At 63.3% G+C, this 20422-nt stretch carries 26 protein-coding genes; 12 read left to right on the top strand and 14 right to left on the bottom strand.

The window, feature by feature from the left end; genetic code table 11:
• The first annotated feature begins 4 nt into the window (after positions 1-4).
• Both EOC83_RS18960 and EOC83_RS18965 read left to right on the top strand, forming a co-directional pair.
• The gene (locus tag EOC83_RS18960; RefSeq protein WP_063169169.1) at positions 5-859 is read left to right on the top strand and encodes a lytic transglycosylase domain-containing protein; all 855 of its coding nucleotides are present in this window, start codon (positions 5-7) and stop codon (positions 857-859) included.
• Positions 860-946: 87 nt separating this feature from the next.
• Positions 947-1762, top strand: a complete 816-nt coding sequence (locus EOC83_RS18965; RefSeq protein WP_082826558.1) for a Stf0 family sulfotransferase — start codon at positions 947-949, stop codon at positions 1760-1762.
• 18 nt (positions 1763-1780) lie between these two features.
• Here the strand turns inward: EOC83_RS18965 and EOC83_RS18970 are convergent, their stop codons facing one another.
• The 3 genes from EOC83_RS18970 to EOC83_RS18980 form a co-directional block, all read right to left on the bottom strand.
• Positions 1781-4120, bottom strand: a complete 2340-nt coding sequence (locus EOC83_RS18970; protein ID WP_013529222.1) for a response regulator — start codon at positions 4118-4120, stop codon at positions 1781-1783.
• Between the two features lie 114 nt (positions 4121-4234).
• Positions 4235-5041 (bottom strand): methyltransferase domain-containing protein, encoded by an 807-nt coding sequence (locus tag EOC83_RS18975; protein ID WP_063169167.1) that lies wholly within the window; start codon positions 5039-5041, stop codon positions 4235-4237.
• A 146-nt stretch (positions 5042-5187) separates the two neighbouring features.
• Positions 5188-6105, bottom strand: coding sequence for a polyprenyl synthetase family protein (locus EOC83_RS18980; RefSeq protein ID WP_063169166.1), 918 nt, complete (start codon positions 6103-6105; stop codon positions 5188-5190).
• Positions 6106-6327: 222 nt separating this feature from the next.
• On the opposite strand from EOC83_RS18980, the gene EOC83_RS18985 reads away from it, so the two are divergent.
• The 3 genes from EOC83_RS18985 to EOC83_RS18995 all read left to right on the top strand — a co-directional run bounded on the left by EOC83_RS18985 (position 6328) and on the right by EOC83_RS18995 (position 8047).
• Complete coding sequence (locus EOC83_RS18985; RefSeq protein WP_013529225.1) at positions 6328-7089, top strand: transglycosylase domain-containing protein; 762 nt, start codon at positions 6328-6330, stop codon at positions 7087-7089.
• 140 nt (positions 7090-7229) lie between these two features.
• Positions 7230-7412 (top strand): 50S ribosomal protein L32, encoded by a 183-nt coding sequence (gene rpmF / locus EOC83_RS18990; protein WP_008834724.1) that lies wholly within the window; start codon positions 7230-7232, stop codon positions 7410-7412.
• 233 nt (positions 7413-7645) lie between these two features.
• Positions 7646-8047 (top strand): hypothetical protein, encoded by a 402-nt coding sequence (locus EOC83_RS18995; protein WP_013529226.1) that lies wholly within the window; start codon positions 7646-7648, stop codon positions 8045-8047.
• Positions 8048-8310: 263 nt separating this feature from the next.
• On the opposite strand, the gene EOC83_RS19000 is transcribed toward EOC83_RS18995, so the two are convergent.
• The 3 genes from EOC83_RS19000 to EOC83_RS19010 form a co-directional block, all read right to left on the bottom strand.
• Positions 8311-8742: a heme-binding protein gene (locus tag EOC83_RS19000; RefSeq protein ID WP_063169165.1), complete on the bottom strand. Its 432-nt coding sequence runs from the start codon at positions 8740-8742 to the stop codon at positions 8311-8313.
• Between the two features lie 164 nt (positions 8743-8906).
• The gene (locus tag EOC83_RS19005; protein ID WP_013529228.1) at positions 8907-9140 is read right to left on the bottom strand and encodes a hypothetical protein; all 234 of its coding nucleotides are present in this window, start codon (positions 9138-9140) and stop codon (positions 8907-8909) included.
• A gap of 77 nt (positions 9141-9217) precedes the next feature.
• On the bottom strand, positions 9218-9739 hold the full coding sequence (locus EOC83_RS19010; protein ID WP_013529229.1) for a helix-turn-helix domain-containing protein: 522 nt from the start codon (positions 9737-9739) through the stop codon (positions 9218-9220).
• Between the two features lie 98 nt (positions 9740-9837).
• On the opposite strand from EOC83_RS19010, the gene EOC83_RS19015 reads away from it, so the two are divergent.
• Positions 9838-10674, top strand: coding sequence for an alpha/beta hydrolase (locus tag EOC83_RS19015; RefSeq protein WP_063169164.1), 837 nt, complete (start codon positions 9838-9840; stop codon positions 10672-10674).
• 94 nt (positions 10675-10768) lie between these two features.
• Positions 10769-11425: a glutathione S-transferase family protein gene (locus EOC83_RS19020; RefSeq protein ID WP_063169163.1), complete on the top strand. Its 657-nt coding sequence runs from the start codon at positions 10769-10771 to the stop codon at positions 11423-11425.
• A 5-nt stretch (positions 11426-11430) separates the two neighbouring features.
• Here the strand turns inward: EOC83_RS19020 and EOC83_RS19025 are convergent, their stop codons facing one another.
• The 3 genes from EOC83_RS19025 to EOC83_RS19035 all read right to left on the bottom strand — a co-directional run bounded on the left by EOC83_RS19025 (position 11431) and on the right by EOC83_RS19035 (position 13258).
• A complete protein-coding gene (locus EOC83_RS19025) occupies positions 11431-11694 on the bottom strand; it encodes a metalloregulator ArsR/SmtB family transcription factor (RefSeq protein ID WP_063169162.1) in 264 nt (87 codons plus the stop codon).
• A 32-nt stretch (positions 11695-11726) separates the two neighbouring features.
• Entirely contained in the window at positions 11727-12974 is a 1248-nt protein-coding gene (locus tag EOC83_RS19030) for an MFS transporter (RefSeq protein ID WP_024502978.1), read from the bottom strand.
• A gap of 89 nt (positions 12975-13063) precedes the next feature.
• Complete coding sequence (locus EOC83_RS19035) at positions 13064-13258, bottom strand: DUF1192 domain-containing protein (protein WP_063169161.1); 195 nt, start codon at positions 13256-13258, stop codon at positions 13064-13066.
• A gap of 123 nt (positions 13259-13381) precedes the next feature.
• Between EOC83_RS19035 and EOC83_RS19040 the strand changes: the two genes are divergently transcribed.
• From EOC83_RS19040 to EOC83_RS19050, 3 genes are all read left to right on the top strand, one after another.
• Positions 13382-14392: an NAD(P)H-quinone oxidoreductase gene (locus EOC83_RS19040; RefSeq protein WP_013529235.1), complete on the top strand. Its 1011-nt coding sequence runs from the start codon at positions 13382-13384 to the stop codon at positions 14390-14392.
• Positions 14393-14553: 161 nt separating this feature from the next.
• Complete coding sequence (locus EOC83_RS19045) at positions 14554-14694, top strand: DUF1127 domain-containing protein (RefSeq protein WP_013529236.1); 141 nt, start codon at positions 14554-14556, stop codon at positions 14692-14694.
• A gap of 485 nt (positions 14695-15179) precedes the next feature.
• Positions 15180-15875, top strand: coding sequence for a DUF1013 domain-containing protein (locus EOC83_RS19050; protein ID WP_013529237.1), 696 nt, complete (start codon positions 15180-15182; stop codon positions 15873-15875).
• 62 nt (positions 15876-15937) lie between these two features.
• Here the strand turns inward: EOC83_RS19050 and EOC83_RS19055 are convergent, their stop codons facing one another.
• The 4 genes from EOC83_RS19055 to EOC83_RS19070 form a co-directional block, all read right to left on the bottom strand.
• Positions 15938-16657 carry a YafY family protein gene (locus EOC83_RS19055; RefSeq protein WP_013529238.1) on the bottom strand — a complete coding sequence of 240 codons (720 nt, stop codon included), beginning with the start codon at positions 16655-16657 and terminating at the stop codon, positions 15938-15940.
• Between the two features lie 125 nt (positions 16658-16782).
• The gene (locus tag EOC83_RS19060; RefSeq protein ID WP_063169160.1) at positions 16783-17190 is read right to left on the bottom strand and encodes a hypothetical protein; all 408 of its coding nucleotides are present in this window, start codon (positions 17188-17190) and stop codon (positions 16783-16785) included.
• 75 nt (positions 17191-17265) lie between these two features.
• Positions 17266-17856, bottom strand: a complete 591-nt coding sequence (locus EOC83_RS19065; protein ID WP_063169159.1) for a DJ-1/PfpI family protein — start codon at positions 17854-17856, stop codon at positions 17266-17268.
• 84 nt (positions 17857-17940) lie between these two features.
• Positions 17941-18108: a hypothetical protein gene (locus tag EOC83_RS19070; RefSeq protein WP_013529241.1), complete on the bottom strand. Its 168-nt coding sequence runs from the start codon at positions 18106-18108 to the stop codon at positions 17941-17943.
• Positions 18109-18417: 309 nt separating this feature from the next.
• Between EOC83_RS19070 and EOC83_RS19075 the strand changes: the two genes are divergently transcribed.
• Complete coding sequence (locus tag EOC83_RS19075) at positions 18418-19365, top strand: ring-cleaving dioxygenase (protein WP_024502993.1); 948 nt, start codon at positions 18418-18420, stop codon at positions 19363-19365.
• A gap of 114 nt (positions 19366-19479) precedes the next feature.
• Positions 19480-19641 carry a hypothetical protein gene (locus EOC83_RS19080; RefSeq protein ID WP_013529243.1) on the top strand — a complete coding sequence of 54 codons (162 nt, stop codon included), beginning with the start codon at positions 19480-19482 and terminating at the stop codon, positions 19639-19641.
• Positions 19642-19661: 20 nt separating this feature from the next.
• Here EOC83_RS19080 and EOC83_RS19085 read toward each other — a convergent pair whose 3' ends face one another.
• Positions 19662-20375 carry an SGNH/GDSL hydrolase family protein gene (locus tag EOC83_RS19085; RefSeq protein WP_063169158.1) on the bottom strand — a complete coding sequence of 238 codons (714 nt, stop codon included), beginning with the start codon at positions 20373-20375 and terminating at the stop codon, positions 19662-19664.
• Between the last annotated feature and the right edge of the window lie 47 nt (positions 20376-20422).

Here is a 20422-nt window from a genome sequence, read left to right on the forward strand (position 1 = left end):
TCAAATGCAGCGTTTCCTGTGGGCGACGCTGGTCCTGCTGTGTGGGCTAGTCTGGTCGACACTGGCTCAGGCCGATCCGCCGCAATCCGCCAAGCAACGGCTTATCGACAAGGTCTGCAACCTGATCCAGGCGCATGCCGACCAGAATGGTTTGCCCAGGGATTTCTTCGCCCGGCTGATCTGGAAGGAGAGCCGTTTCGATCCCAACGCCGTCAGTCCCGTCGGCGCCGAAGGCATTGCCCAGTTCATGCCGGGAACCGCCAAGATGCGCGGGCTTGCCAATTCCTTCGACATCAATCAGGCGATCCCGGCTTCGGCGAAATATCTCGCCGAAATGAAAACCGGCTACGGCAATCTCGGCCTGGCGGCCGCCGCCTACAATGCCGGCGAGAGCCGGGTGTCGCGCTGGCTCAGTTCCGGCGGTTTCCTGCCGATGGAAACCGAAAGCTATGTCTTCGACATCATGGGCGAACCAGCCGACAAGTTCACCGACCGAGCCTATGCCGGAAGGGTCGAACCGCTCGACGCTAAGGCGGATTTTGCCGTCGCTTGCCGAAAACTGCCGGTGATCATGTCGCGGACCGTGGCGATGGCCTCGATCAACGTAAAGCCGTGGGGCATCCAGGTGGCCGGCAATTTCCGCCGCAGTGCCGCGATCAACCAGTGGCTCAGGATAAGGAGCCGGTTCCCGGCCCTGCTCAACGGGCACGATCCAGTGGTCAGCCGGGTGCGCACGCCGATCGGCCGGCGGGGTATCTATGCGGTCAGGATCGGTGTCGACCACCGCGCCGATGCAAACGTCATCTGCCAGAAATTGCAAAGCATCGGTGGGGCATGCGTGGTGGTGCGCAACCGGTGATTTGACCCCTGCCGGCAGGGTATTTTGTCTGAGAGAGGCATTTAGAAAGCGACAGCCGTGACGTCGCATCCACCAAGGATTTCAGCTATGGCGGCGGTCATCTTACCAGGAGCGACAGCCCCTGCCTTTGACAAGCCGCGTGGGCACAACATGTTCGATGGATACATTATCTGCGGCACACCGAGGACCGGAAGCACGCTGCTGTGCAAGCTCCTGGCGTCCACCAAGACCGCCGGCGATCCACATTCGTTTTATCGGCGCCAGGACGTGGTGGAGTGGGCCGAAGAGTGGAAGCTGCTCGATCGCGCCGCGATGAGCGAGCGCGAATTCGATGCCGCTTACCTCAATGCTACGATCGCCGCTGGCAAGGGTGGGACCGGCCTCTTCGGTCTCCGCTTGATGCGCGAAAATCTGGATGAGCTTTCGGCGATCCTCGGCCGGATTTTCCCAAAACTGTCATCCGACAGAGCACGGTTCGAAAGAGCATTCGGCAATGTTCTCTACATACACCTCTCGCGGGAGGACAAGCTTGCGCAGGCTGTCTCCCTGATCAAGGCAGAGCAGACCGGTCTTTGGCATATCGCTCCCGACGGCACCGAGATCGAAAGGGTCGCACCGCCGAAAGAGCCCCAATATGATTTCGAGCGGATCAGGCGTGAGGTCGAGGTACTCGAGACCTATGATGCGGCATGGAACATTTGGTTCGCTGAGCAAGGCATAACCCCGCTTCGGGTTGGCTACGAGCGCCTTTCGAGCAATCCGGCGGCGACGTTGCTAGGCATCTGTGAAGTCTTGGATGTCCAAGCACCAGACGCCGAAGATGTAAGGCCCGGCGTCGCAAAGCTCTCCGACGACACCAGCCTCGACTGGATGCGCCGCTATCGCCTCGACGCAGCCGCCTGATGCATCGATGGAGGCAGGCTAGGCCGTCTTGGCCACCACGGTCTCGCTGAGCCAGGTGCCGATCTTGGTGCCCAGTCGGTCGGGCGAAACGGGCTTCGGCAGATAGTCGTCCATGCCCGATTCGATGCACTTGTCGCGATCGCCCTTCAGCGCATGCGCGGTGACGCCGATGATCGGAATGTGGGTGCCCGTCGAGGTCTCCATGGCCCGGATCGCGCGGGTCGCTTCGTAGCCATTCATCTCCGGCATCGAGACGTCCATCAGGATCAGCTTGGGGCGCAGCGCCCGGTACATCTCGACCGCCGTGCGGCCGTTGCCGGCGATGCGGTAGCTCAAGCCCAAGCCATTGAGGATCTGGCCGAAGACCAGCTGGTTCACGTCGTTGTCCTCGGCAATCAGGATGTCGATCGGTCCGTTCGGCGTGGTTGTCGATTCCGGTGCTGCCGCGACTGGCAGCGCCGGGCCGCGGATGACGGTAAAGGCAGGCGGCGCTGCCGGGGGAGCCTGGACGATCGGTTCGCGGACAAACTGCGCCTTGCCGACCTGCGAACGGGCCTTCTGCACGACCGAAATAACGGTGCCGAGCAGGACCGCAGAGCGCGCCGGCTTCGTCAAATGCGCGGCAATGCCGAAGTCGATGATCATCTTGCCGAAATCGACCTGGTCGACCGAGGTCAGCAACACCACCGGGATGGAGGACAGCCGGCTGTCGGAAGCAATTGCCCTGGCGACGTCGGCGCCGTTCATGCCGGGCATCTGGTAGTCGAGGATGATGCAGTCGACGGCGGCGCCCAACTGAAAGGCGCGATCGAGGAAGGCCAGGCCGACGGCGCCGCTTTCGGCGGCGGCACAGTCGAAGCTCCAGCTTCTGAGCTGCTCGAGCAGGATTTCGCGGTTGACCGGATTGTCATCGATGACCAGCACGCGCGCGCCGGTGACGTCGACCGGCACGATCTCGTCGCGCGCCGCGGCCTGATGCGCGGGCAGCGGCACCGCGAACCAGAACACCGAGCCGCGGCCGATCTCGCTCTCGACGCCGATCTTGCCTGCCATCAGGTCGACGAGGCGTGCTGCGATGGCCAAGCCCAGCCCCGTGCCCTCGTGACGGCGGGTGGACGAGCCGTCGACCTGCGCGAATTTTTCGAACACGTTCTGCAGTTTCTCGGCCGGTATGCCGATGCCGGTGTCCTCGACGCGGATCTTGAGCTGGACCACGTCGTTGACGATCTCGCCGCCGACGTCGATCAGCACGTGACCCTTCTCGGTGAACTTCACTGCGTTGCCGAGCAGGTTGGTGATGATCTGCCGGAACCGGCCGGCGTCGCCGACGACATGGGCCGGCAGGCGCGGATCGACGCGCACGATCAGTTCGAGGTTCTTTTCGGCGACGCGCGCCGAGACCAGCGTCGCCACGTCCTCGACCGCCTCGGAAAGGCGGAAGGGAGCAGGGTCGAGGGTGAGCTGGCCAGCATTGATCTTGGAGAAGTCGAGGATGTCGTTGATGATGGTGAGCAGCGCGTTGCCGGACTTCACGATAACGTCGGTGAAGGTCTTTTGGCGTGGGGTCAGATCGGTCTTGGCCAGCAGTTCGGCCATACCGAGCACACCGTTCATCGGCGTGCGGATCTCGTGGCTCATATTGGCCAGGAATTCCGATTTGGCGCGGTCGGCGGCCTCGGCCTTGAACAGGGATTCGGCGGATTCGGCAAAGGCGCGGCGGATCGCCACTTCCATCGGGCGGAAGATCCAGAAGGCGACGATGGCAAGGGCCGCGAACAGGATGCCGCTGGCCCACAACAACAGCCTGTCGCTGGAGGCATCGGCCAGATGGCGCTCATCATCCATGGCGGTGCGGACGCGAACCAGCATGGGTTGGGCGAACAGGTCATTCTGGTTGCGGATTTCGCGATAGCTCCACTCGTCGACCTTCTGCGCCACCGACATCAGGTTGAAATTGCGCACCATGTCGCGCGGCGACCAGAACAGATCGCCGTTAACTGAAGCGGATTGGAGTTCGTCGACGGTTTTGATCGACAGCCGCGGCTTGATCGCCGCAAGCTGGGCGGTCAGCGTCTCGATCTCGCCGGTCAGGCGCTCCGAATGGCCGCGCGCCGATGTGGTCAGGGCATCGCGTGTCTCCGCCCGCCAGGCGGTGCCGGTCGTCTCGGCAAAGCTGGTCGCGTTGCGCAGGTCTCGGGTGAAGATGACGAGATTGCTGCTCAGCGCATCGATGTCGCGGCGAAAGGAATTGACGCGATCAAGCGCAATCACGATGCCGGCGGAAGCCAGCGCGAAGATCAGCAACCCTGAAATATAGCGGATCCGGACCGACCGGATGAAGGACGAATATTCAGGCATGCGCAACCCCAACACATACGCACCATTTTAATGGCCGGGATTACGCTTCATTTACATTAAAATTTCGTTCGTTCGGGCAGGCGAGCCGTGCGAGCCGCCGGATGGACAGCGCGCCTAGGCCGCGTCCACGACGAGGGCGCGGATGCGGCCACTCACCGGGCCTTCCCCGAACCGTTTCCCAAGGGCATTCGCCACGTATCGCGTCACCTCCTCCAGCGAGCCACCGCGCGCCTCGATCTCGACCCGCAGGGGCGTGCCCTGGCAATAGGCCGTGGCCGCCTCATATGGCGAGGAAGCGGCGCTGACGGCATCCAGCGGCTCTATGGTAATGTTACGGAAGCCGGCGGCATGCAGGTCGGCGCGGATGACGTCCGCATCGTGATAGCCATGCGGTGTCCTTGCCATGAAGCGAGGCGGATCGGCCGGGAAAAAATGGCCGAGCGCCCGCGTCACCTCATCGGCAAACTCGTTCTCTTCGATGGCACCCCAGACGTTGAACAGGAAGTGTCCGCCCAGCCGCATCACGCGCCGAACTTGCCCGTAGGCGCCCACCCGATCGGGGAAGAACATCGCGCCAAACTGGCAGGCCACGGCGTCGAACTGTGCGTCCTCGAAGGGCAGCGCCTGAGCATCGGCCTGCTGCCAGGTGATGCGAGGATCGTCCACCATCCGCGTGCGTGCGTGGTCGAGCATGGGCTGGTTGAGGTCGGTGACCACGATGCGCGCTTGCGCCGGCAGCTTTGCTGCGAGCGCACGTGTCACCACACCGGTGCCCGCCGCCACTTCGAGCACCGATTGCGGCCCGAGCTTCGACACCCGCTCCGCCAGATCCCGCGCATATGGCTCGAAGATCAGCGGCACCATCGCCCGGTCGTAGATCTCGGGAATGGAACCGCTGAACAGCTTGTCGGTGGTCGACATGGCATCCTCCAACTCTTATCCGCACCGCGTGCTTGCCGTGCGGATGTCAATCCTCTGCCTCGGCAGGCTTCCGCTCAAGTTCTATTTCAGAACCGGCCGGCGGGGACGTGCGTGCAATCAGCTCGATGTTCCGGCTGGCACCAACCTTAGCTGTTACGCGCCGCCACGAATGTCGCCGCTTCTTTCAGCAACTGGGCATCGTCGCCATAGGGCTCAAGCAGCGCATGCGCCTGTTGGACGAGGCCGTGCAGCTGGCCGCGTGCCCAATTTGCACCATGCAAGGCCACCAGCGTCGCCTTGCCGGCGGCGGCGTCCTTGCCGGTCGCCTTGCCCATCTGGCTGGCGTCGGCGGTCAAATCGAGCAGGTCGTCGGCAAGCTGGAAGGCAAGACCGATCGCCGAGCCGAATTCGGCCAGCCGCTCGCGGTCATCGGCCGGGGCGCCGGCGATGAGGGCGCCTGCCTCGCAGGCGAAGCGGATCAGCGCGCCGGTCTTCATCGCCTGCAGCCGGATGATGCCGGCCTCGTCCGGCGGCGTCTGTTCGGCTTCGAGATCGAGCTTCTGGCCGCCGACCATGCCGCCTGCTCCGGCGGCGCGGGCAAGCGCCAGCACCAGGGCTGCCCGCCGCTCCGCCGGCAGCGCGGTCGACTCGCCGGCAATGATGTCGAAGGCCAGCGTCAGCAGGGCGTCGCCGGCCAGGATCGCGGTCGCCTCGTCGAAGGCCTTGTGCACGGTCGGCTGGCCGCGACGCAGGTCGTCGTCGTCCATGGCGGGCAGATCGTCGTGGATCAGCGAATAGCAATGCACGCATTCAAGTGCGGCGGCGACACGCAGTGCCGCCTCGCCGTCGGTGGAAAAAAGGGCGGCACTTTCCATGACCAGGAAGGGCCGCAGGCGCTTGCCGCCGTTCAGCACGCCATGGCGCATCGCCGCCATCAGCCGGTCCGGCCGGGCGATCTCGCCCGAAAGCGCGCGGTCGTCGAGCAGTCGCCGCAGCAGCACCTCGACGGCGGCTGCCCGCCTGATCAGCGCCATTTCGAACGCCATTTGGTCGTCATTCGTCATGGCCGGGACCGGTAGCCGACACTCAGACGTTGCGCAAGAAGGCAAGCGCCATTATGCCGGAGCAGTATGAGCCCGTTCGGAAACTCTACTCCTGCGGTCATCTGAGGGCGTTTTCTGCGCTTCCGGTGCTTGCGTACTCTAATGTACGCTCCGCTCCGGTTCTCGAAAACACCGTCACATGACTCACAGGAGCGCGTTTCAAAACGAGCTCTCTGGCACGGGTTGGGCGGCTTGGCGGAACCGATCGTCGATCATGAAACCGAAAAGCTGGACATGGCGACGAGATCGCGGGGCGTAAACCGCCGTGGTCTCAAGCGCTGGGTCCGGCGCGGCATCGTCGTGGCCGCGGTGCTGGCCTTGATTCCGGTCGTGCTGACATTTCTGTACCTGCCGTTCTTCGTGCATCCTGTCTCGACGCTGATGCTGAAGGACCTGGCGACCTTCTCCGGTTACGACCGCCGCTGGGTGTCGATCGATGACGTGTCGCCGGTGCTGGCCAATTCCGTCATCATGTCGGAGGACGGGCAGTTCTGCTTTCATCGTGGCGTCGATCTCGGCGAGCTGAGAGGCGTCGTCGACGATGCGCTGGCCGGCGAAGCGACGCGCGGCGCCTCGACCATCACCATGCAGACGGTCAAGAACCTGTATCTCTGGTCGCGGCCGCTGGGCTCGGTGCGCAAGGTGGTCGAATTGCCGCTGGCCGTCTATTTCGATGCGGTGATGTCGAAACGGCGCATCATGGAAATCTATCTCAACATCGCCGAGTGGGGGCCGGGCATCTACGGCATCGAGGCCGCGGCACAGCACCATTTCGGCGTCTCGGCAAAACAGCTGTCGCGACGGCAGGCCGCCCTGCTTGCGGTCTCTTTGCCAAATCCGATCGCCCGCAATCCGGCCAAGCCCGGGCCTGGCCTGAGGCGGCTTGCCAATCTGATCGAGCGGCGAGCCGGCCGCTCGGGGGCCTATGTCGGTTGTCTCCGCTAGCCGATCCAAAAAAATTCGCGCCAGTGCTGGCCAAAACGGCACAGGGCGTGTATAGGCACCCGACTTTCTCAGATTTAGGCCCCGACATGGCCCTTTCACGAGGGCGGGCGGGGCTTTTGACCATGTAGTGGAGCATATCCATGGCCGTTCCGAAACGTAAAACCTCTCCGTCCAAGCGCGGCATGCGCCGCTCGGCCGACGCCCTCAAGGCCCCGACCTATGTCGAGGACAAGAATTCCGGCGAAATGCGCCGTCCGCACCATATCGACCTGAAGACCGGCATGTATCGCGGTCGCCAGGTGTTGACGCCCAAGGAAAGCTGAGACCAGCCTTCCAAAGGTTTGAATTCCAAAAGGACCGGCCAGTGGCCGGTCCTTTTGCGTTTGGGGGGCGGGGTAGCGCGCATCTCGACGCGTGGGCGGCAATCGTTGCAGGCAACCGGCTGACATTGTTGTTGCGTGCGGTCTTCGACCGTGTTCAACGCTGCCATCGAAACATCTTGACGGCGTGCCTGTGGCGCATTCTACAAAGGATTGCCCCCACATGGAGACGCCAGATGTTCGGTGCCATTCCGCTGCTGATCGTGCCTTTCGTGCTCTACAATCTCGGACTGCTGGGAATATTCGGCAGCGGTGACGATCCGTGGGCAAGCGAGGTCTTCTCATTCAGCATGATGTCGGGTGGCGTGTTCTCGATGACGCTTGGCGATCTGATGGTGCTGATTGGGCTGATCTTCCTGTTCCTCGAAATGGCGAAGTCGGTGCGCACCACCAACGCCTCGATCATGGACCATCTTCTGTCGACGCTGGTCTTCGTGGCCTTCCTGGTCGAATTCCTGCTGGTGAAGGGTGCGGCCCATTCCGTCTTCTTCACGCTGATGGTCATCGCGCTGTTCGACGTGCTGGCCGGATTCGCGGTGTCGATGCGGTCGGCCAGCCGGGACATCAATTTGAATTAGGTCCCCCGGCGCGGAAGGCGGAAGTTTGACGGGCACTTGCGCTGACAGTTGGCGCAAACGCCCCTAACGTCGTCATCCCAGGGCGTAGCAAGGAGCGTAGCGACGGGCGCAGACCCCAGGGTCCAAGCCGCGACACGTGAGCGTTTCAGCGGTCCAGAATTCTGCTCCGCTGCACTCTACGGCGGATGTTACGGAATGGATCCTCGGGTCTGCGCGACGGAGCCTCGCTCCTGCTCCGCCCGTGGATGACGAAGTTCCCGACCTCACCCCGGATCGGCGGTGAAACCGGCGGCCTCGATGCCGGCGATTGCCGCGGCTTCGTCATTGTCCGACGTGTCGCCTGAAATGCCGACGGCGCCGATGATGGCACCGGCCTTGTCGCGGATCAGCACGCCGCCGACGACCGGCAGCACGCGCCCGCCCGAGACGTCCGAGATGCCGGCGACGAGATGCGGGCGCTCCTTGGCGAAGGCCTCGACTTTGCGCGAGCCCATGCCGATGGCGAGCGCACCATAGGCCTTGCCGGCCGACATTTGCCGACGCAGGAACGAGGCGCCGTCCTGGCGCTGGAAGGCGACCAGATGCCCGCCGGCGTCGAGCACCGAGACGCCGAGCGGCTTGAGCTTGAGATCGGAGCCCTTGGCAAAGGCGGTTTCGATGATTTGCCTGGCTTTTTCGAGCGGCAGTGCGGTCATGGCGGTCTCCTGTTTGAAACGCGTCGATCATCGACCGTCGGCGGGTGAGATAACATCCCGGTTCCGGTTGAAATTGCTTCGCGTGAAAAGGCGGGATGGAAAACAGCCTTCGCCGGCTCTTCCGGATAAGCGTTGCCGCTTGTATGGCTCCAGACGTGGCTGGGCTACTTCTTCTTGGCGCGGGCCGGTTTCTTGGCGGGTTCCGCCGGCGCGTTGGCGAGGTCTTCCGCTTCCTTGGCGAGACGCAGTGCCCGCAGCTTGTTGGTCTTGGCCTGGCGGGCGTCGCTCTCGGCGGCGTATTCGGCCATCGCCTTCTGGCGGACGGTTGCCGCCTCTTCCTGCTTCTTGAAGCGCAGGTCGGCGCGTGCGCGGGCAGCATCCCGAGAGTTCTCAACCAAGACCTTATCCAATCCCGTGAATTGTGATTTTCCGCTTCTTCTAGCAGAGCCGGCCCCAAAACGGGAAAATAAGTTGGTTACGCGGCCGGGCTGGCGGCGAGGGCCTTGCTGGCAACCACGGCCTCGTAGGCGGCCTGCAAGGTCGCGCGGACAGAAGGGCCAGACATTGTATCGAGCGGCATGCCGAGATGTTCGTGCCGCAACTCGTCCATGAATTTGTCCCACATAGGCTGTCCGCCCTTTTCCAGCAGTTCGGCGCGGATCGACAATTCGTCGCTGACCGGCAGCCAGACGCGGCCCCAGGCGCCGAGATGGGCCAGGATCGGAACCAGCGTGATCGCCATCTCGGTCAGGCTGTAAATCGCCTTCTGCTTGTGCGAGGGATCGTCGGCCTTGGTCAGCATGCCCAGCTCCATCAGGCGCTTCAGCCGGTCGGCGAGGATGTTGGAGGCGATGCCTTCCATCGATCCGTTGAGCAGCTCGCGAAAATGGCGCCTGCCGCCGAAGATCATGTCGCGAAGGATGATCAGGCTCCAGCGGTCGCCGAAGACTTCCAGCGACAGATTGATCGGGCACCCGGACCGGCGATCCATGCTCATGAGATTTTTCTCCAAAACCGGTTGCATTATCGTAGCAGTTTTATTATCGTGCAACCGATTGCAAAATGCAATCAGTTTTGCAGAGAGGAGACTGCGTGATGAGGACCACCGAACGCCCTGAGATTATATCCGAAGTCTTTGGCGATCCGGCGAACCCGCCGCTGTTGCTGATCATGGGAGCGATGGCCTCGATGCTGTGGTGGCCGGAGGCGTTCTGCCGGAAACTGGCCGGTGCCGGCCTGTTCGTGATCCGCTACGACAATCGCGATACCGGCCGTTCGACGAAATACAAGCCGGGAGAGCCGCCCTACACGTTCGATGATATGGCCGACGATGCAATGCATGTTCTGGACGACCACGGCATCGGCAAGGCGCATGTCGTCGGGATGTCGATGGGCGGCATGATCGCGCAGCTTGTGGCGTTGAAACATCCCTCGCGTGTCGTATCTCTGACTGTGATCAGCAGTTCGCCGGTGGGAATCGACACATCCGGCCTTCCCGGGACGACCGAAGCCTACATGGAACACTCGGCCGAGGGCGCCAAAGTCGATTGGTCGGACCGTGGTCAAGTGGTCGATTTCATCGTCAGGGATGCACGGGCGATCGCCAGCACCACGCATCCATTCGATGCGGCGGGGATACGGGCCTTTGTCGAGCAGGATTACGACCGCTCCGGCGGCTTCCTGAGCGCGACCAACCATTTCATGCTCAAGGGCGGCGCCGCCTGGAAGGGCCGCCTGCACGAGATCGCGGCGCCGCTGCTGGTCATTCACGGCACGGCGGATCCGATCTTTCCGGTCGAACACGGCGAGGCGCTGGCCGAGACGGTCACCGGCGCAAGACTCATTCGCATCGAAGGTGGCGGCCACGAGCTGCATCCGGACGACTGGGCCGAGATGTCCGCAGCGATCATCGCGCATGTCCAAGCCGGTTGAAGCAGCATAGGCTGGTTTGACGGACAAGGCTAACCGCAACAGGCGTGCCGCAGGGTAGCGGCCACCGACAATCCACGAAACAGACGAGCAAAAAATGTCCCTGACACTTCATTTCCATCCGCTGGCCTCCTTCTGCTGGAAGCCGTTGATCGCGCTGTACGAGAACGCCACGCCGTTCACGCCTGTCATCGTCGACCTTGGCGATGCTGAATCGCGCGCGGCCTTCCTGAAGATCTCGCCGGCCGGCAAGATGCCGGCGCTGCGCGACGATGCGCGTGGCCGTACGGTGCTGGAATCGAGCATCCTCGTCGAATATCTGGCCGCGCACTATCCGGGGCCGGTCGACCTCGTTCCCGCCGAGATCGACATGGCGTTGGCCGTCCGCCAAGCTGACCGTTTCTATGATTTCTATGTGCAGGAGCCGATGCAGAAGATTGTCGGCGACCGGTTGCGCCCCGGCGACAAGACCGACCCGTTCGGCGTCGAGCAGGCTCGCGACCGGTTGCGCAATTCCTACGCCATCATCGAACAGGACATGCAGTCGAAGATCTGGGCGATGGGCGACAGCTTCACCATGGCCGATTGCGCAGCCTCCCCCGCGCTGTTCTATGCCAACAAGGTCGAGCCGTTGGGCGACAGGTACCCGGCTGTGAAGCGCTATCACGACCGCCTGCTGCAGCGCCCCGCCTTCGCTCGGGTGATCGGGGAGGCGCAGCCCTACTTCAAGTTCTTCCCCTACAACAACGGTTGATCGGGTCAGGTTTCCCAGAACTGATCGAGCCAGATGTTGAGTTTGAGGAAGCCAGTGCCGCTCACCGTGTAGACGCGCCTTGTTCCTTCCGGCTTGGCGTGGACCAGGCCGGCATCGAGCAGCACTTTCAGATGTTGCGACACGGCTGGGCGCGAGACCGGCAAGCCGGCGGCCAGTTCGGTGACGGTTTTCGGGCCGCGGCGAAGTTCTTCCAGAAGATGGCGCCGGTTGGGATCGGCAATCGCCATGAAGGCGTCGGAAAACATCATGCCTGTATTAGTGAGGCAAAGCCTTTCGAATCTCAACCGTCTGCTTCTGCTTTTCTTCTGGGATCAAGCCGCAATGCTTCCGGGGTGACCGAGCGGTCGGCCGGCTGCGTCTTGAAGGCGTCACGATCCCCGATCGGCACCGGCGCGCGGCGGCTGATGCGCAGCAGCGTGTAGCCCGCCAGGCAGAGATGCGCGAAGGCGGTCGCCAGGAACAGACCTTCCGGGCGCATCCAGCCCATCAGGGCAGCCGCAAGCAAAGGTCCGATCATCGTGCCGAAGCCATAGAGCAGCAACAGCCCGCCAGATACCTTGACGAAATCCTCCGAGCGCGCGTGGTCGTTGGCATGCGCCACGGCGATGGAATAGAGCGTATAGGCGAAGGCGCCATAGGCGGCGGTGAAGACGATGACGAAGACGCCGGAGCGTGGCTCGAACAGGAAGATCATGAGCGCGAAGAAGGCCCCGCCGAAAGCCGCCCCCGCCAGCACGAAGCGCCGGTCGGTCTTGTCGGACAGGCGCCCGGCCGGAAGCTGCATGGCGGCACCGGCAACGACCACAAGGCTCATCATCAGGGCGATCTCGGCCGTGGAAATGCCGATGCGCGCACCATAGACTGCGCCAAGCGTGCCCCAGGCGCCGTTGGCGATGCCGATCAGCACGCAAGCGACCGCCGACACCGGCGAATTGGCATAAAGGCCCCTGACATCAAGTGAGACATCCTGCAGCGGCTTGGGGTGGGAGGCGGTCGAGACCGCCGTCGGAATGAGCGACAGGCAAAACAGGATGCCGGTGATCATGAACAGCGACGCGGACTTCACGTCGCCGCCGGCGACGATCATCTGCCCACCCATGATCGAGGCATAAGTCACCATCATGTAGAGGCCGAAGACGGTGCCACGGTTCTCGTTGGTGGCCTTCTCGTTCAACCAGCTTTCGATGACCATGAAGGCGCCGGCCATGGTGAAGCCGGTGAAGGCGCGCAGCAGGATCCAGACATACTCGTCGATGATCAGCCCGGTGAGCAGCGCCACGATGGCGCCGGATGCGGCAAAGGCGCCAAAGGCGCGCACGTGGCCGGCGCGGCGCACGATGCGCGGTGCGAAGAAGCAGCCGGTGACGAAGCCGCCGGCCCAGGCCGTGCCCATCAGGCCGAGCGATGCGGTCGAGAAGCCTTCCAACTGACCGCGCAGGGGCAGAAGCAGCCCATGCAAACCAGATGCCGCGAGCAGGAAAGCGGTGCCGCGAAGCAGCGAGAGGATCGGTCGGTAGGTTGCGAACATTGGTTGATCCGGCTCAGGTTTGGCGGGGACGCTGGGTCTGAAGACAGTCGCATTCGGGCTTTTCGGCGGCGGGCTTTACGCCCGAGCGCCTATCTGCGGCGGAACAGTGCTTCGGCCGCGGATTTGGTGGTGTCCTTGGCCTTGAGTTCGGCTTCCAGGCGGGCGATTTCGTCGCGCAGGATGCCGATCCGCTCAGTCAAGTCGCTGACGGAAAGCAATGACAGGTCCTGCCCGATCTCGTGCGGGCGCGCCTTCTTCTTGGGTTCGTCGTCGAAGATCGCCATCGTCGCTCCTCCTCCGCCAAGACCAGATTGGCCATTTGCCTGATTTGGCAATCAGCATACATAGGGCAGGGGCGTCGATGCAAACAGCCGATCGGACAACGGCGAGGAAAGACGGGAAATCTCATGGCGAGCGGACAGAAAATTCCGGCAAGGATGACGGCCATCGCGATCTCGGAGCCGGGTGGCCCTCGGGTGCTGAAGCCGGAAACACGCGACGTGCCGCAGCCCGGCCCCGGCGAGATCCTGATCAAGGTGCATGCCGCCGGCGTCAACCGGCCCGACGTCCAGCAGCGCAAAGGCGCCTATCCGCCACCGCCCGGCGCATCCGACCTGCCGGGCCTCGAGGCATCGGGTGAAGTCGCCGCCCTTGGCGACGACATATCACGCTGGCGCATTGGCGACCGCGTCTGTGCGCTGACGCCCGGCGGCGGCTATGCCGAATATGTCAAGGTCCATGCAGGGAGCGTGCTGCCGTTGCCCGCCGGCTTCACCCACACCGAAGCCGCGGCGGTGCCGGAGAATTACTTCACCGTCTGGCACAATGTGTTCGAGCGTGGCGGCCTCAAGAAAGGCGAGACGCTGCTCGTCCATGGCGGCTCGTCCGGCATCGGCACGACAGCAATCCAGCTTGCCTCCGCCTTCGGCGCCTATGTCATCACCACTGCCGGCAGCAAGGAGAAATGCGACGCCTGCCTGAAGCTCGGCGCCGACCGGGCGATCAATTATCGCGAGGCGGATTTCGTCGCCGCGGTGAAGGAGGCAACGGGTGGCAAAGGCGCCAATGTCATCCTCGACATGGTCGGCGGCGACTATGTGGCGCGCAATTATGAGGCCGCGGCGGTCGAAGGCCGCATCGTCCAGATCGCCGTTCAGGCCGGCGCTGTCGCAAGCGCGGACTTTTCGAAGATCATGGTCAAGCGGCTTACCCACACAGGTTCGACGCTGAGGCCGCGAACCGTCGAGTTCAAGGCGGCGATCGCGGCGGCGCTGGAAGCGCAGGTGTGGCCGCTGCTCGGCACGCGCAAGGTTGCCCCTGTGATGGACATGATCTTCCCGCTCAGCGAAGCCTGGCGGGCGCATGAGCGCATGGAAGAGGGTGAGCATATCGGCAAGATCGTGCTCGACGTAGGCTGACAGCGCGCGAGGTCAGCGCCTCGCTGCCCACAAGATGAACAGAAGCTTAATGCTGCAATGCAGCATTTGCATCATTGCTATGCAAAATCAGCCATTCAAGTCCTCATCGATGACGCCTATTTGAGCACCATCGAAACGAACATCATTCTGGAGGGACTACCATGAACCCGATCCGCGCTTTCCGTAACTGGCGTATGTACACCGAGACCGTCCGCGAACTGAACCGTCTCAACGCACGTCAGCTCAGCGATCTCGGCATCAACCGCGCCGACATCGAAAAGATCGCCCGCAGGGCTATCTAAAGCCACGTCCTGGTCCGCTCCGGCGGGCCCAAGCCGTGGAAGCCAGAGCCGCACCAGACGAACTTTGTCGCGGTTCCGAGCCCGCTGGACCCAGTCCGGCGGGTTTTGTCGTTTTGGGCGGGAGATCAACGACCGTCCCAACCGATACCGGCCATCGAGCAGGGTTGACCTCGGTTTCCTGCATGGCATCTTGGCTCGGCGCTTTCACAAGGGCGAACCCTGATGGAAGCAGCGGCTCCGGCATGACAGGGGTGCCCCTATCTCAACCGATCTTTGCCAAGACCGGAACTCGCCAGCGAAGCCAGCTTGTCGTTCTGTTCAAGAGCGCGGAACGTTTTCGGTAAGTACCCACGGCTTCCGGTCTTTGCTCCAAAAACGTTGCGAAAGGACCCGAGAGCGGTTATACAGACCGCGAATTTCCCATTTTGGTGGCTCTAAACCACCGCCCGCGCGGGAACGCGGGCGAACGAGAAGGATTTGTAAAAATGGCCAATACGCTGCTGATGCCCAAGGCGACCGCCGTCTGGCTGGTCGACAATACCGCACTTTCCTTCGAGCAGATCGCGCAGTTCTGCGGACTGCATCCGCTCGAGGTCAAGGCAATCGCCGATGGCGAAGCGGCGCAAGGCATCAAGGGCATGGACCCGATCATGACCGGACAGCTGACCCGCGACGAGATCGCCCGTGCCGAGAAGGACCCGAACCAGCGCCTGAAGCTTTCGGACCCCAAGGTGCGGGTGCCCGAATCCAAGCGCAAGGGTCCGCGCTACACGCCGCTGTCGAAGCGCCAGGACCGGCCGAACGCGATTCTGTGGCTGGTGCGCAACCATCCCGAGCTCAAGGACGCGCAGATCTCGCGTCTCGTCGGCACCACCAAGTCGACGATCGAGCAGATCCGCGAGCGCAAGCACTGGAACTCAGCCAATCTGCAGCCGATGGACCCGGTGACGCTGGGTCTCGCCTCGCAGATCGACCTCGACATGGAAGTCAACCGCGCCTCGCGCGGCCGCGAACAGGCGCAGCCGGTCGGCGACACGCTGCTGCCGGCGGCCCTGACCGAGCGGTTGGTGCCGGCTCCCGAGAAGCCGAAGGACGAGGACGCCGAACTCGACGCCAACGCCGTGTTCGCCAAGCTCTCGGCCTTGAAGTCGAAGAACACGGACAATGACGACGACGAGTGAGGTTGTCTGATATCCAAGAAAAAGCCCGCTTCGAGCGGGCTTTTTTCTAACTGCGTCGGGTCTCAGCTTCGCGCGGCGCGGTCCGGCGCCATGCCATAGTCCTCGCTGCGCTCCACCGCGCGGTAGAAGTCGGCAAGCTGCTTGCCGCGCTCCGGCTTGAAGATGCGGCCGGCGATGACCACCGAGGCGATGCGATCGATGCGGAAGGCGCGGAAATCGTCGCGCATCTCGCACCAGGCGACCAGCGTCCACACCTTGCCCCAGAACCACAGGCCGAGCGGGCGGATATCGCGGGCGGTGCCGCGGCCGGCCTCGTCGGAATAGTCGATGGTCAGCACCTGGCGCTTTTCGACCGCGCGCTCGATCAGGTCGATCGCCTCGCGGGCGGCGTCGCTGACCACCCACATCGGTGTGTGGATCTCGGTGCGGGCGATGCGGTCTTTCTCCGCATCGGGCAATACGGCGCCGATCTTGACCAGCGCTTCGTCGGCGGCCCGCGCCATGGCGGCACCGCCAAAGGCACGCACCATGCGGGCGCCGGCGACCAGCGCGACGATCTCGTCACGCGTGAACATCAGCGGCGGAAGGTCGAAACCCTCCCTCATCATGTAGCCAACGCCGGCCTCGCCGTCGATCGGCACTCCGGTCGACTGCAAATCGGCAATGTCGCGATAGATGGTTCGCTCGGAAACTTCGAGCCATGTGCCGAGCTTCTGGGCGGTGACCAATCGGCCACCGCGCAGATGCTGCACGATCTGGAAGAGCCTGTCGGCGCGGCGCATCGTATGGTCCCTCGGCGTTGTCTCTATGCATGCCGCCCGAAACCGGTCCACCTCTGGGTGGCATGCATCGTGTTTTCGCGCATGCCGTTATCCCAAAACCGCAGAACACTTTTGGGCGGCATGCCTCATGGTTTCAGCCCTTCGCGCTTGCGCTGCGCGGCGACGAACTCCGCGCCGAAGGACAATTTCTTCGTCGTCGGTGTTTTCGCATCGAGCACGCGCCAGAACGGTGCCACGTCACTCGGCGTCATGCCGCGCTGGAGGTCCTCGTTGGCGGCTTCGGCAACAGTGCGCAGATGATAGCCTATGGTGACCGGGCATGTCACTTCGGCGCCATGCTCGACGGCAAGTGCTGTACGCAGCGCACGCACATCCATCTCGACGCCTTCGGGAATCGAGCGGATGAAATCATCGACCTGGCGCGCTGTCGGCACCAGCATAGGCTGGCCTTCGACGACATCGGCCATCGTGCGCGGCGTCGGCTTGACGCCGTTGATGCCTGGTGTGCTCAGTCTGTCGTTCCAACTCTTCATCGATCGTCCTTTCGACCGCCGATGCACGGGTGCCCTAAGCTGGCACCATTGCACGGCCCTCCTGACAGCATACTGTCAGGAGGCTTCAGCATACTCCTTGGCAAACAGCGTTCGCATCCGAGCGAGATCGCTGCCTCTTTCGGGGTAGAGCGTCTTCAGAAAGGCGAGCGCGAAGGTGCCCGGCGCCGAGCCTGGCGCGGAAACAATTTTGCCGTCGGCCATGGCATGCGGCACATCCTGATAGAGGCTGTCGCCGGCATAGCCGGCCTCATGACCATTGATCCAGTCGCGGCCATTGCTCGTATGCCTGGCCTTCTCGAACAGGCCGGCGCGGGCTAGCGCCAGCGTGCCGGCGCAGATGCCGCCGACCACGCCGCCGCGCGATGCAACAGCATTGAGCAGATCAGCAACATCGGGCGGTGCCTTGCCGGCCCACTCATCGGAGCCGATCACGGCGATGGCGTCGAGATCATCATTCTCATCCGCCCCGGCCGATCGATCGGGCGTCAGCCGAAAGCCGCTGATCCCGGTCACTGGGTTGCCATCAGGCGTCAGCGACACGGCACGGGCGCCGAACCATTCGACCGCCGAGGCCGCCAGCAGCCCATACTCCCAGTCGGCAAAACCTTCGATGAAAAGGAAACCGATCGTCTTCTGTTCGGGCATAGGCTCGCTCCCATCCTCACGCACCGGACCTGTTATCTGGGCGTTGACGCGCCCACATCCAATCGCCGGGTCGAAAAATTGGCTTCAATTGCCCCGAGGGCCACGGTCCGCATACATGTCCGGCCAGCCGATATCCTTGCGAATATCCGCCGGCAGCGAGTTCATGAACCGCTGGGTGCGGATCTCGTTGCGCATCGTGCGGATCTTGCCGACATAGTGCTGCATGCCGCGCAGAATGGTGTAACCGTTCATGGCCAGTCTCCTCTCTCTGTATGGAGGTACTATCGCATACCCCTCCTGACAGCAGTCTGTCAGGAGGATGTCAGGCGCGAGACGATAGTTGCGACCAGTGCGCGCGACGCAGGCAAGGCATCGCTTTTCGCCGCATAGAACGGTGCCGAAGGCAGGTTCGCGACTTCCGATTGTTCATAGCGACGACGTGCTCTGGGCGCCGCTGTTCAGTTTCCGGCGACGGACTGTCGGAATACGAGGCCTTCAGCGGGGTGACCGCAGTTCTGATATGGAGGGAGAAAATTGTTCCCCAACAGCAGGGAGACGACGATGAGCTTGCAACTGACAGGTATCCACCATCTGACCGCCATCACCGCCAATGCGCCTGGCAATCTTCATTTTTATACGAAGGTGCTGGGTCTGCGGCTGGTCAAGAAGACCGTAAACCAGGACGACACCTCGGCCTACCACCTCTTCTATGCCGACGGCGAAGCGACACCGGGCACCGACCTTACCTTCTTCGACTGGCCGGTCGGCCGCGAGCGGCGCGGCACGCACAGCATCGTGCGGACCAGCCTCAGGGTCGGCAGCCAGGAGAGCCTTGCCTGGTGGAAGCAACACTTGACCGACGAAGGCCTGGCAACAGGAGAGATCGGCGACATCGGCGGTTATGCGTCACTGGACTTCGAAGATCCCGAGGGCCAGCGTCTGCGCCTGGTCAGCGATGGCGGCAAGGGCGGCAGCCATCCCTGGGCGCAAAGCCCGGTACCGGCCGAGCACCAGATCCGCGGGCTCGGGCCGATCGTCATCAGCGTTCCCGACATCACCAACACCGAGGCGGTGGTGACCACGGTGATGAACATGCGCAAGGCGCGCGACTATGCCTCGCCGGAGGGCCAGGTTCACGTCTTCGAAATGGGCGAGGGCGGGCCGGCGGCGGAGCTGCATGTCCTGGTGCAGCCGGGACTGGCGCCGGCACGGCAAGGTGCCGGTGCGGTTCACCATGTTGCCTTCAGGGCGCCGGACCAGGAAACGCTGCATCAATGGACGGCGCGGCTGGCCGAGTTCCGGCTGCCGTCGAGCGGCGAGGTCGAGCGCTATTATTTCCGTTCGCTCTACTTCCGCGAGCCGAACGGCATCCTGTTCGAGATCGCAACCGACGGTCCGGGGTTCACCGCCGACGAGCCGCTGGAAACGCTGGGGGAAAGCCTCGCCCTGCCGCCATTCCTCGAACCGAAGCGCGCTTCGATCGAGGCTGGCCTCAAGCCGCTGAAGTAGATCGTTTGCCGGTCAAAGGGCGCCGCGTTCCGGTTCGGGATCCCGGCGTCCGTTCTTTCTCAGGCAATGAACGACGTGCTTTGACAGCCGGGCGCGTTGCTGGTCAAAGGCGGCATGACGAAATTCCTCGCCCTTGTCATCGCCGGTTTCATGGTCATTCAACTGATCAAGCCGCTTGGCTGGCCAGGCCTCAAGCGACGCGGTGATTTCTGGAAGCTGGCACTGCTCGCCATGGCCGCGATTTCACTGGCGGCCGTGCTCGGGCATTTGACGTAGGACGCACTTGTCGTCGCTGCTCAATGGCCAAGCACCGGGCCGACCAGATGCTCGGCCCAGGCCCGGTAGCCTGCTTCCGAGGCGTGAAAGCCGTCCGAGGCAAAGCCGGCTTCCGGATTGGTGATCGGCAGGCGCGGCGCCGGCACCGCGCCGCGCTCCAGGCAAAGGCGTTCGCCCATCCGGTTCATGTCGGTGGCGCGGATCTCAAGGATCTTTCCGAGCAGCGGCGGCATGGCTGGCGCCCGCGTGAACTCCAGCACCGGCGACCACACCACGCGCGCTTCCGGCCATTTGGCGCGCAGGCCGTAGAGCAGGCCACCGAACTCCTTCTTGAAGCGCGGCACGGAGTGGAAATTCTTGGTGTCGTTGGTGCCGATGGCCAGCACGATATGCGTCCACGGATCGGCCGACAGATTGGGCAGCACATGGTCGCGGATCTGGCCGGACGTTGCCGAATTGAAGCCGGCCGCCCGCCAGCGCACGGCGCGGCCGGTGCTTTGTGAAATCAGCACGGCGAGTTGCGCGGCAAGCCCGTCTTCCGAATTGCCGATGCCGACCGAAGCGGCGGAGGAATCGCCCAGCACCAGAAGCGAGATTGCCGGTGCTGCGCCTGATATTTCGTGCATGACCGGCCCTTGCGCCGGCAGCATGCGCGTGGTGCGGCGTCGCACGCCGAGGCCTTGCCAGATATAGACCGGGAAGGCGAGCCAGGAGAGTAGGGCCGGGAAGCGCATGGCAGTACCGTTAAACGATCAGCGGCAGCCTTAGCGAATGTTTTGGC

The organism is Mesorhizobium sp. Primo-A, from assembly GCF_003997175.1.
In the GTDB taxonomy this organism is placed as follows: Bacteria; Pseudomonadota; Alphaproteobacteria; order Rhizobiales; family Rhizobiaceae; genus Mesorhizobium; species Mesorhizobium ciceri.

Coding starts and splice junctions, on each gene's coding strand:
- EOC83_RS18960 (WP_063169169.1), top strand. CDS start 5: ATGCAGCGTTTCCTGTGGGCGACGCTGGTCCTGCTGTGTGGGCTAGTC.
- EOC83_RS18965 (WP_082826558.1), top strand. CDS start 947: ATGGCGGCGGTCATCTTACCAGGAGCGACAGCCCCTGCCTTTGACAAG.
- EOC83_RS18970 (WP_013529222.1), bottom strand. CDS start 4,120: ATGCCTGAATATTCGTCCTTCATCCGGTCGGTCCGGATCCGCTATATT.
- EOC83_RS18975 (WP_063169167.1), bottom strand. CDS start 5,041: ATGTCGACCACCGACAAGCTGTTCAGCGGTTCCATTCCCGAGATCTAC.
- EOC83_RS18980 (WP_063169166.1), bottom strand. CDS start 6,105: ATGACGAATGACGACCAAATGGCGTTCGAAATGGCGCTGATCAGGCGG.
- rpmF (WP_008834724.1), top strand. CDS start 7,230: ATGGCCGTTCCGAAACGTAAAACCTCTCCGTCCAAGCGCGGCATGCGC.
- EOC83_RS18995 (WP_013529226.1), top strand. CDS start 7,646: ATGTTCGGTGCCATTCCGCTGCTGATCGTGCCTTTCGTGCTCTACAAT.
- EOC83_RS19000 (WP_063169165.1), bottom strand. CDS start 8,742: ATGACCGCACTGCCGCTCGAAAAAGCCAGGCAAATCATCGAAACCGCC.
- EOC83_RS19010 (WP_013529229.1), bottom strand. CDS start 9,739: ATGAGCATGGATCGCCGGTCCGGGTGCCCGATCAATCTGTCGCTGGAA.
- EOC83_RS19015 (WP_063169164.1), top strand. CDS start 9,838: ATGAGGACCACCGAACGCCCTGAGATTATATCCGAAGTCTTTGGCGAT.
- EOC83_RS19020 (WP_063169163.1), top strand. CDS start 10,769: ATGTCCCTGACACTTCATTTCCATCCGCTGGCCTCCTTCTGCTGGAAG.
- EOC83_RS19025 (WP_063169162.1), bottom strand. CDS start 11,694: ATGATGTTTTCCGACGCCTTCATGGCGATTGCCGATCCCAACCGGCGC.
- EOC83_RS19030 (WP_024502978.1), bottom strand. CDS start 12,974: ATGTTCGCAACCTACCGACCGATCCTCTCGCTGCTTCGCGGCACCGCT.
- EOC83_RS19035 (WP_063169161.1), bottom strand. CDS start 13,258: ATGGCGATCTTCGACGACGAACCCAAGAAGAAGGCGCGCCCGCACGAG.
- EOC83_RS19040 (WP_013529235.1), top strand. CDS start 13,382: ATGGCGAGCGGACAGAAAATTCCGGCAAGGATGACGGCCATCGCGATC.
- EOC83_RS19045 (WP_013529236.1), top strand. CDS start 14,554: ATGAACCCGATCCGCGCTTTCCGTAACTGGCGTATGTACACCGAGACC.
- EOC83_RS19050 (WP_013529237.1), top strand. CDS start 15,180: ATGGCCAATACGCTGCTGATGCCCAAGGCGACCGCCGTCTGGCTGGTC.
- EOC83_RS19055 (WP_013529238.1), bottom strand. CDS start 16,657: ATGCGCCGCGCCGACAGGCTCTTCCAGATCGTGCAGCATCTGCGCGGT.
- EOC83_RS19060 (WP_063169160.1), bottom strand. CDS start 17,190: ATGAAGAGTTGGAACGACAGACTGAGCACACCAGGCATCAACGGCGTC.
- EOC83_RS19065 (WP_063169159.1), bottom strand. CDS start 17,856: ATGCCCGAACAGAAGACGATCGGTTTCCTTTTCATCGAAGGTTTTGCC.
- EOC83_RS19070 (WP_013529241.1), bottom strand. CDS start 18,108: ATGAACGGTTACACCATTCTGCGCGGCATGCAGCACTATGTCGGCAAG.
- EOC83_RS19075 (WP_024502993.1), top strand. CDS start 18,418: ATGAGCTTGCAACTGACAGGTATCCACCATCTGACCGCCATCACCGCC.
- EOC83_RS19080 (WP_013529243.1), top strand. CDS start 19,480: ATGACGAAATTCCTCGCCCTTGTCATCGCCGGTTTCATGGTCATTCAA.
- EOC83_RS19085 (WP_063169158.1), bottom strand. CDS start 20,375: ATGCGCTTCCCGGCCCTACTCTCCTGGCTCGCCTTCCCGGTCTATATC.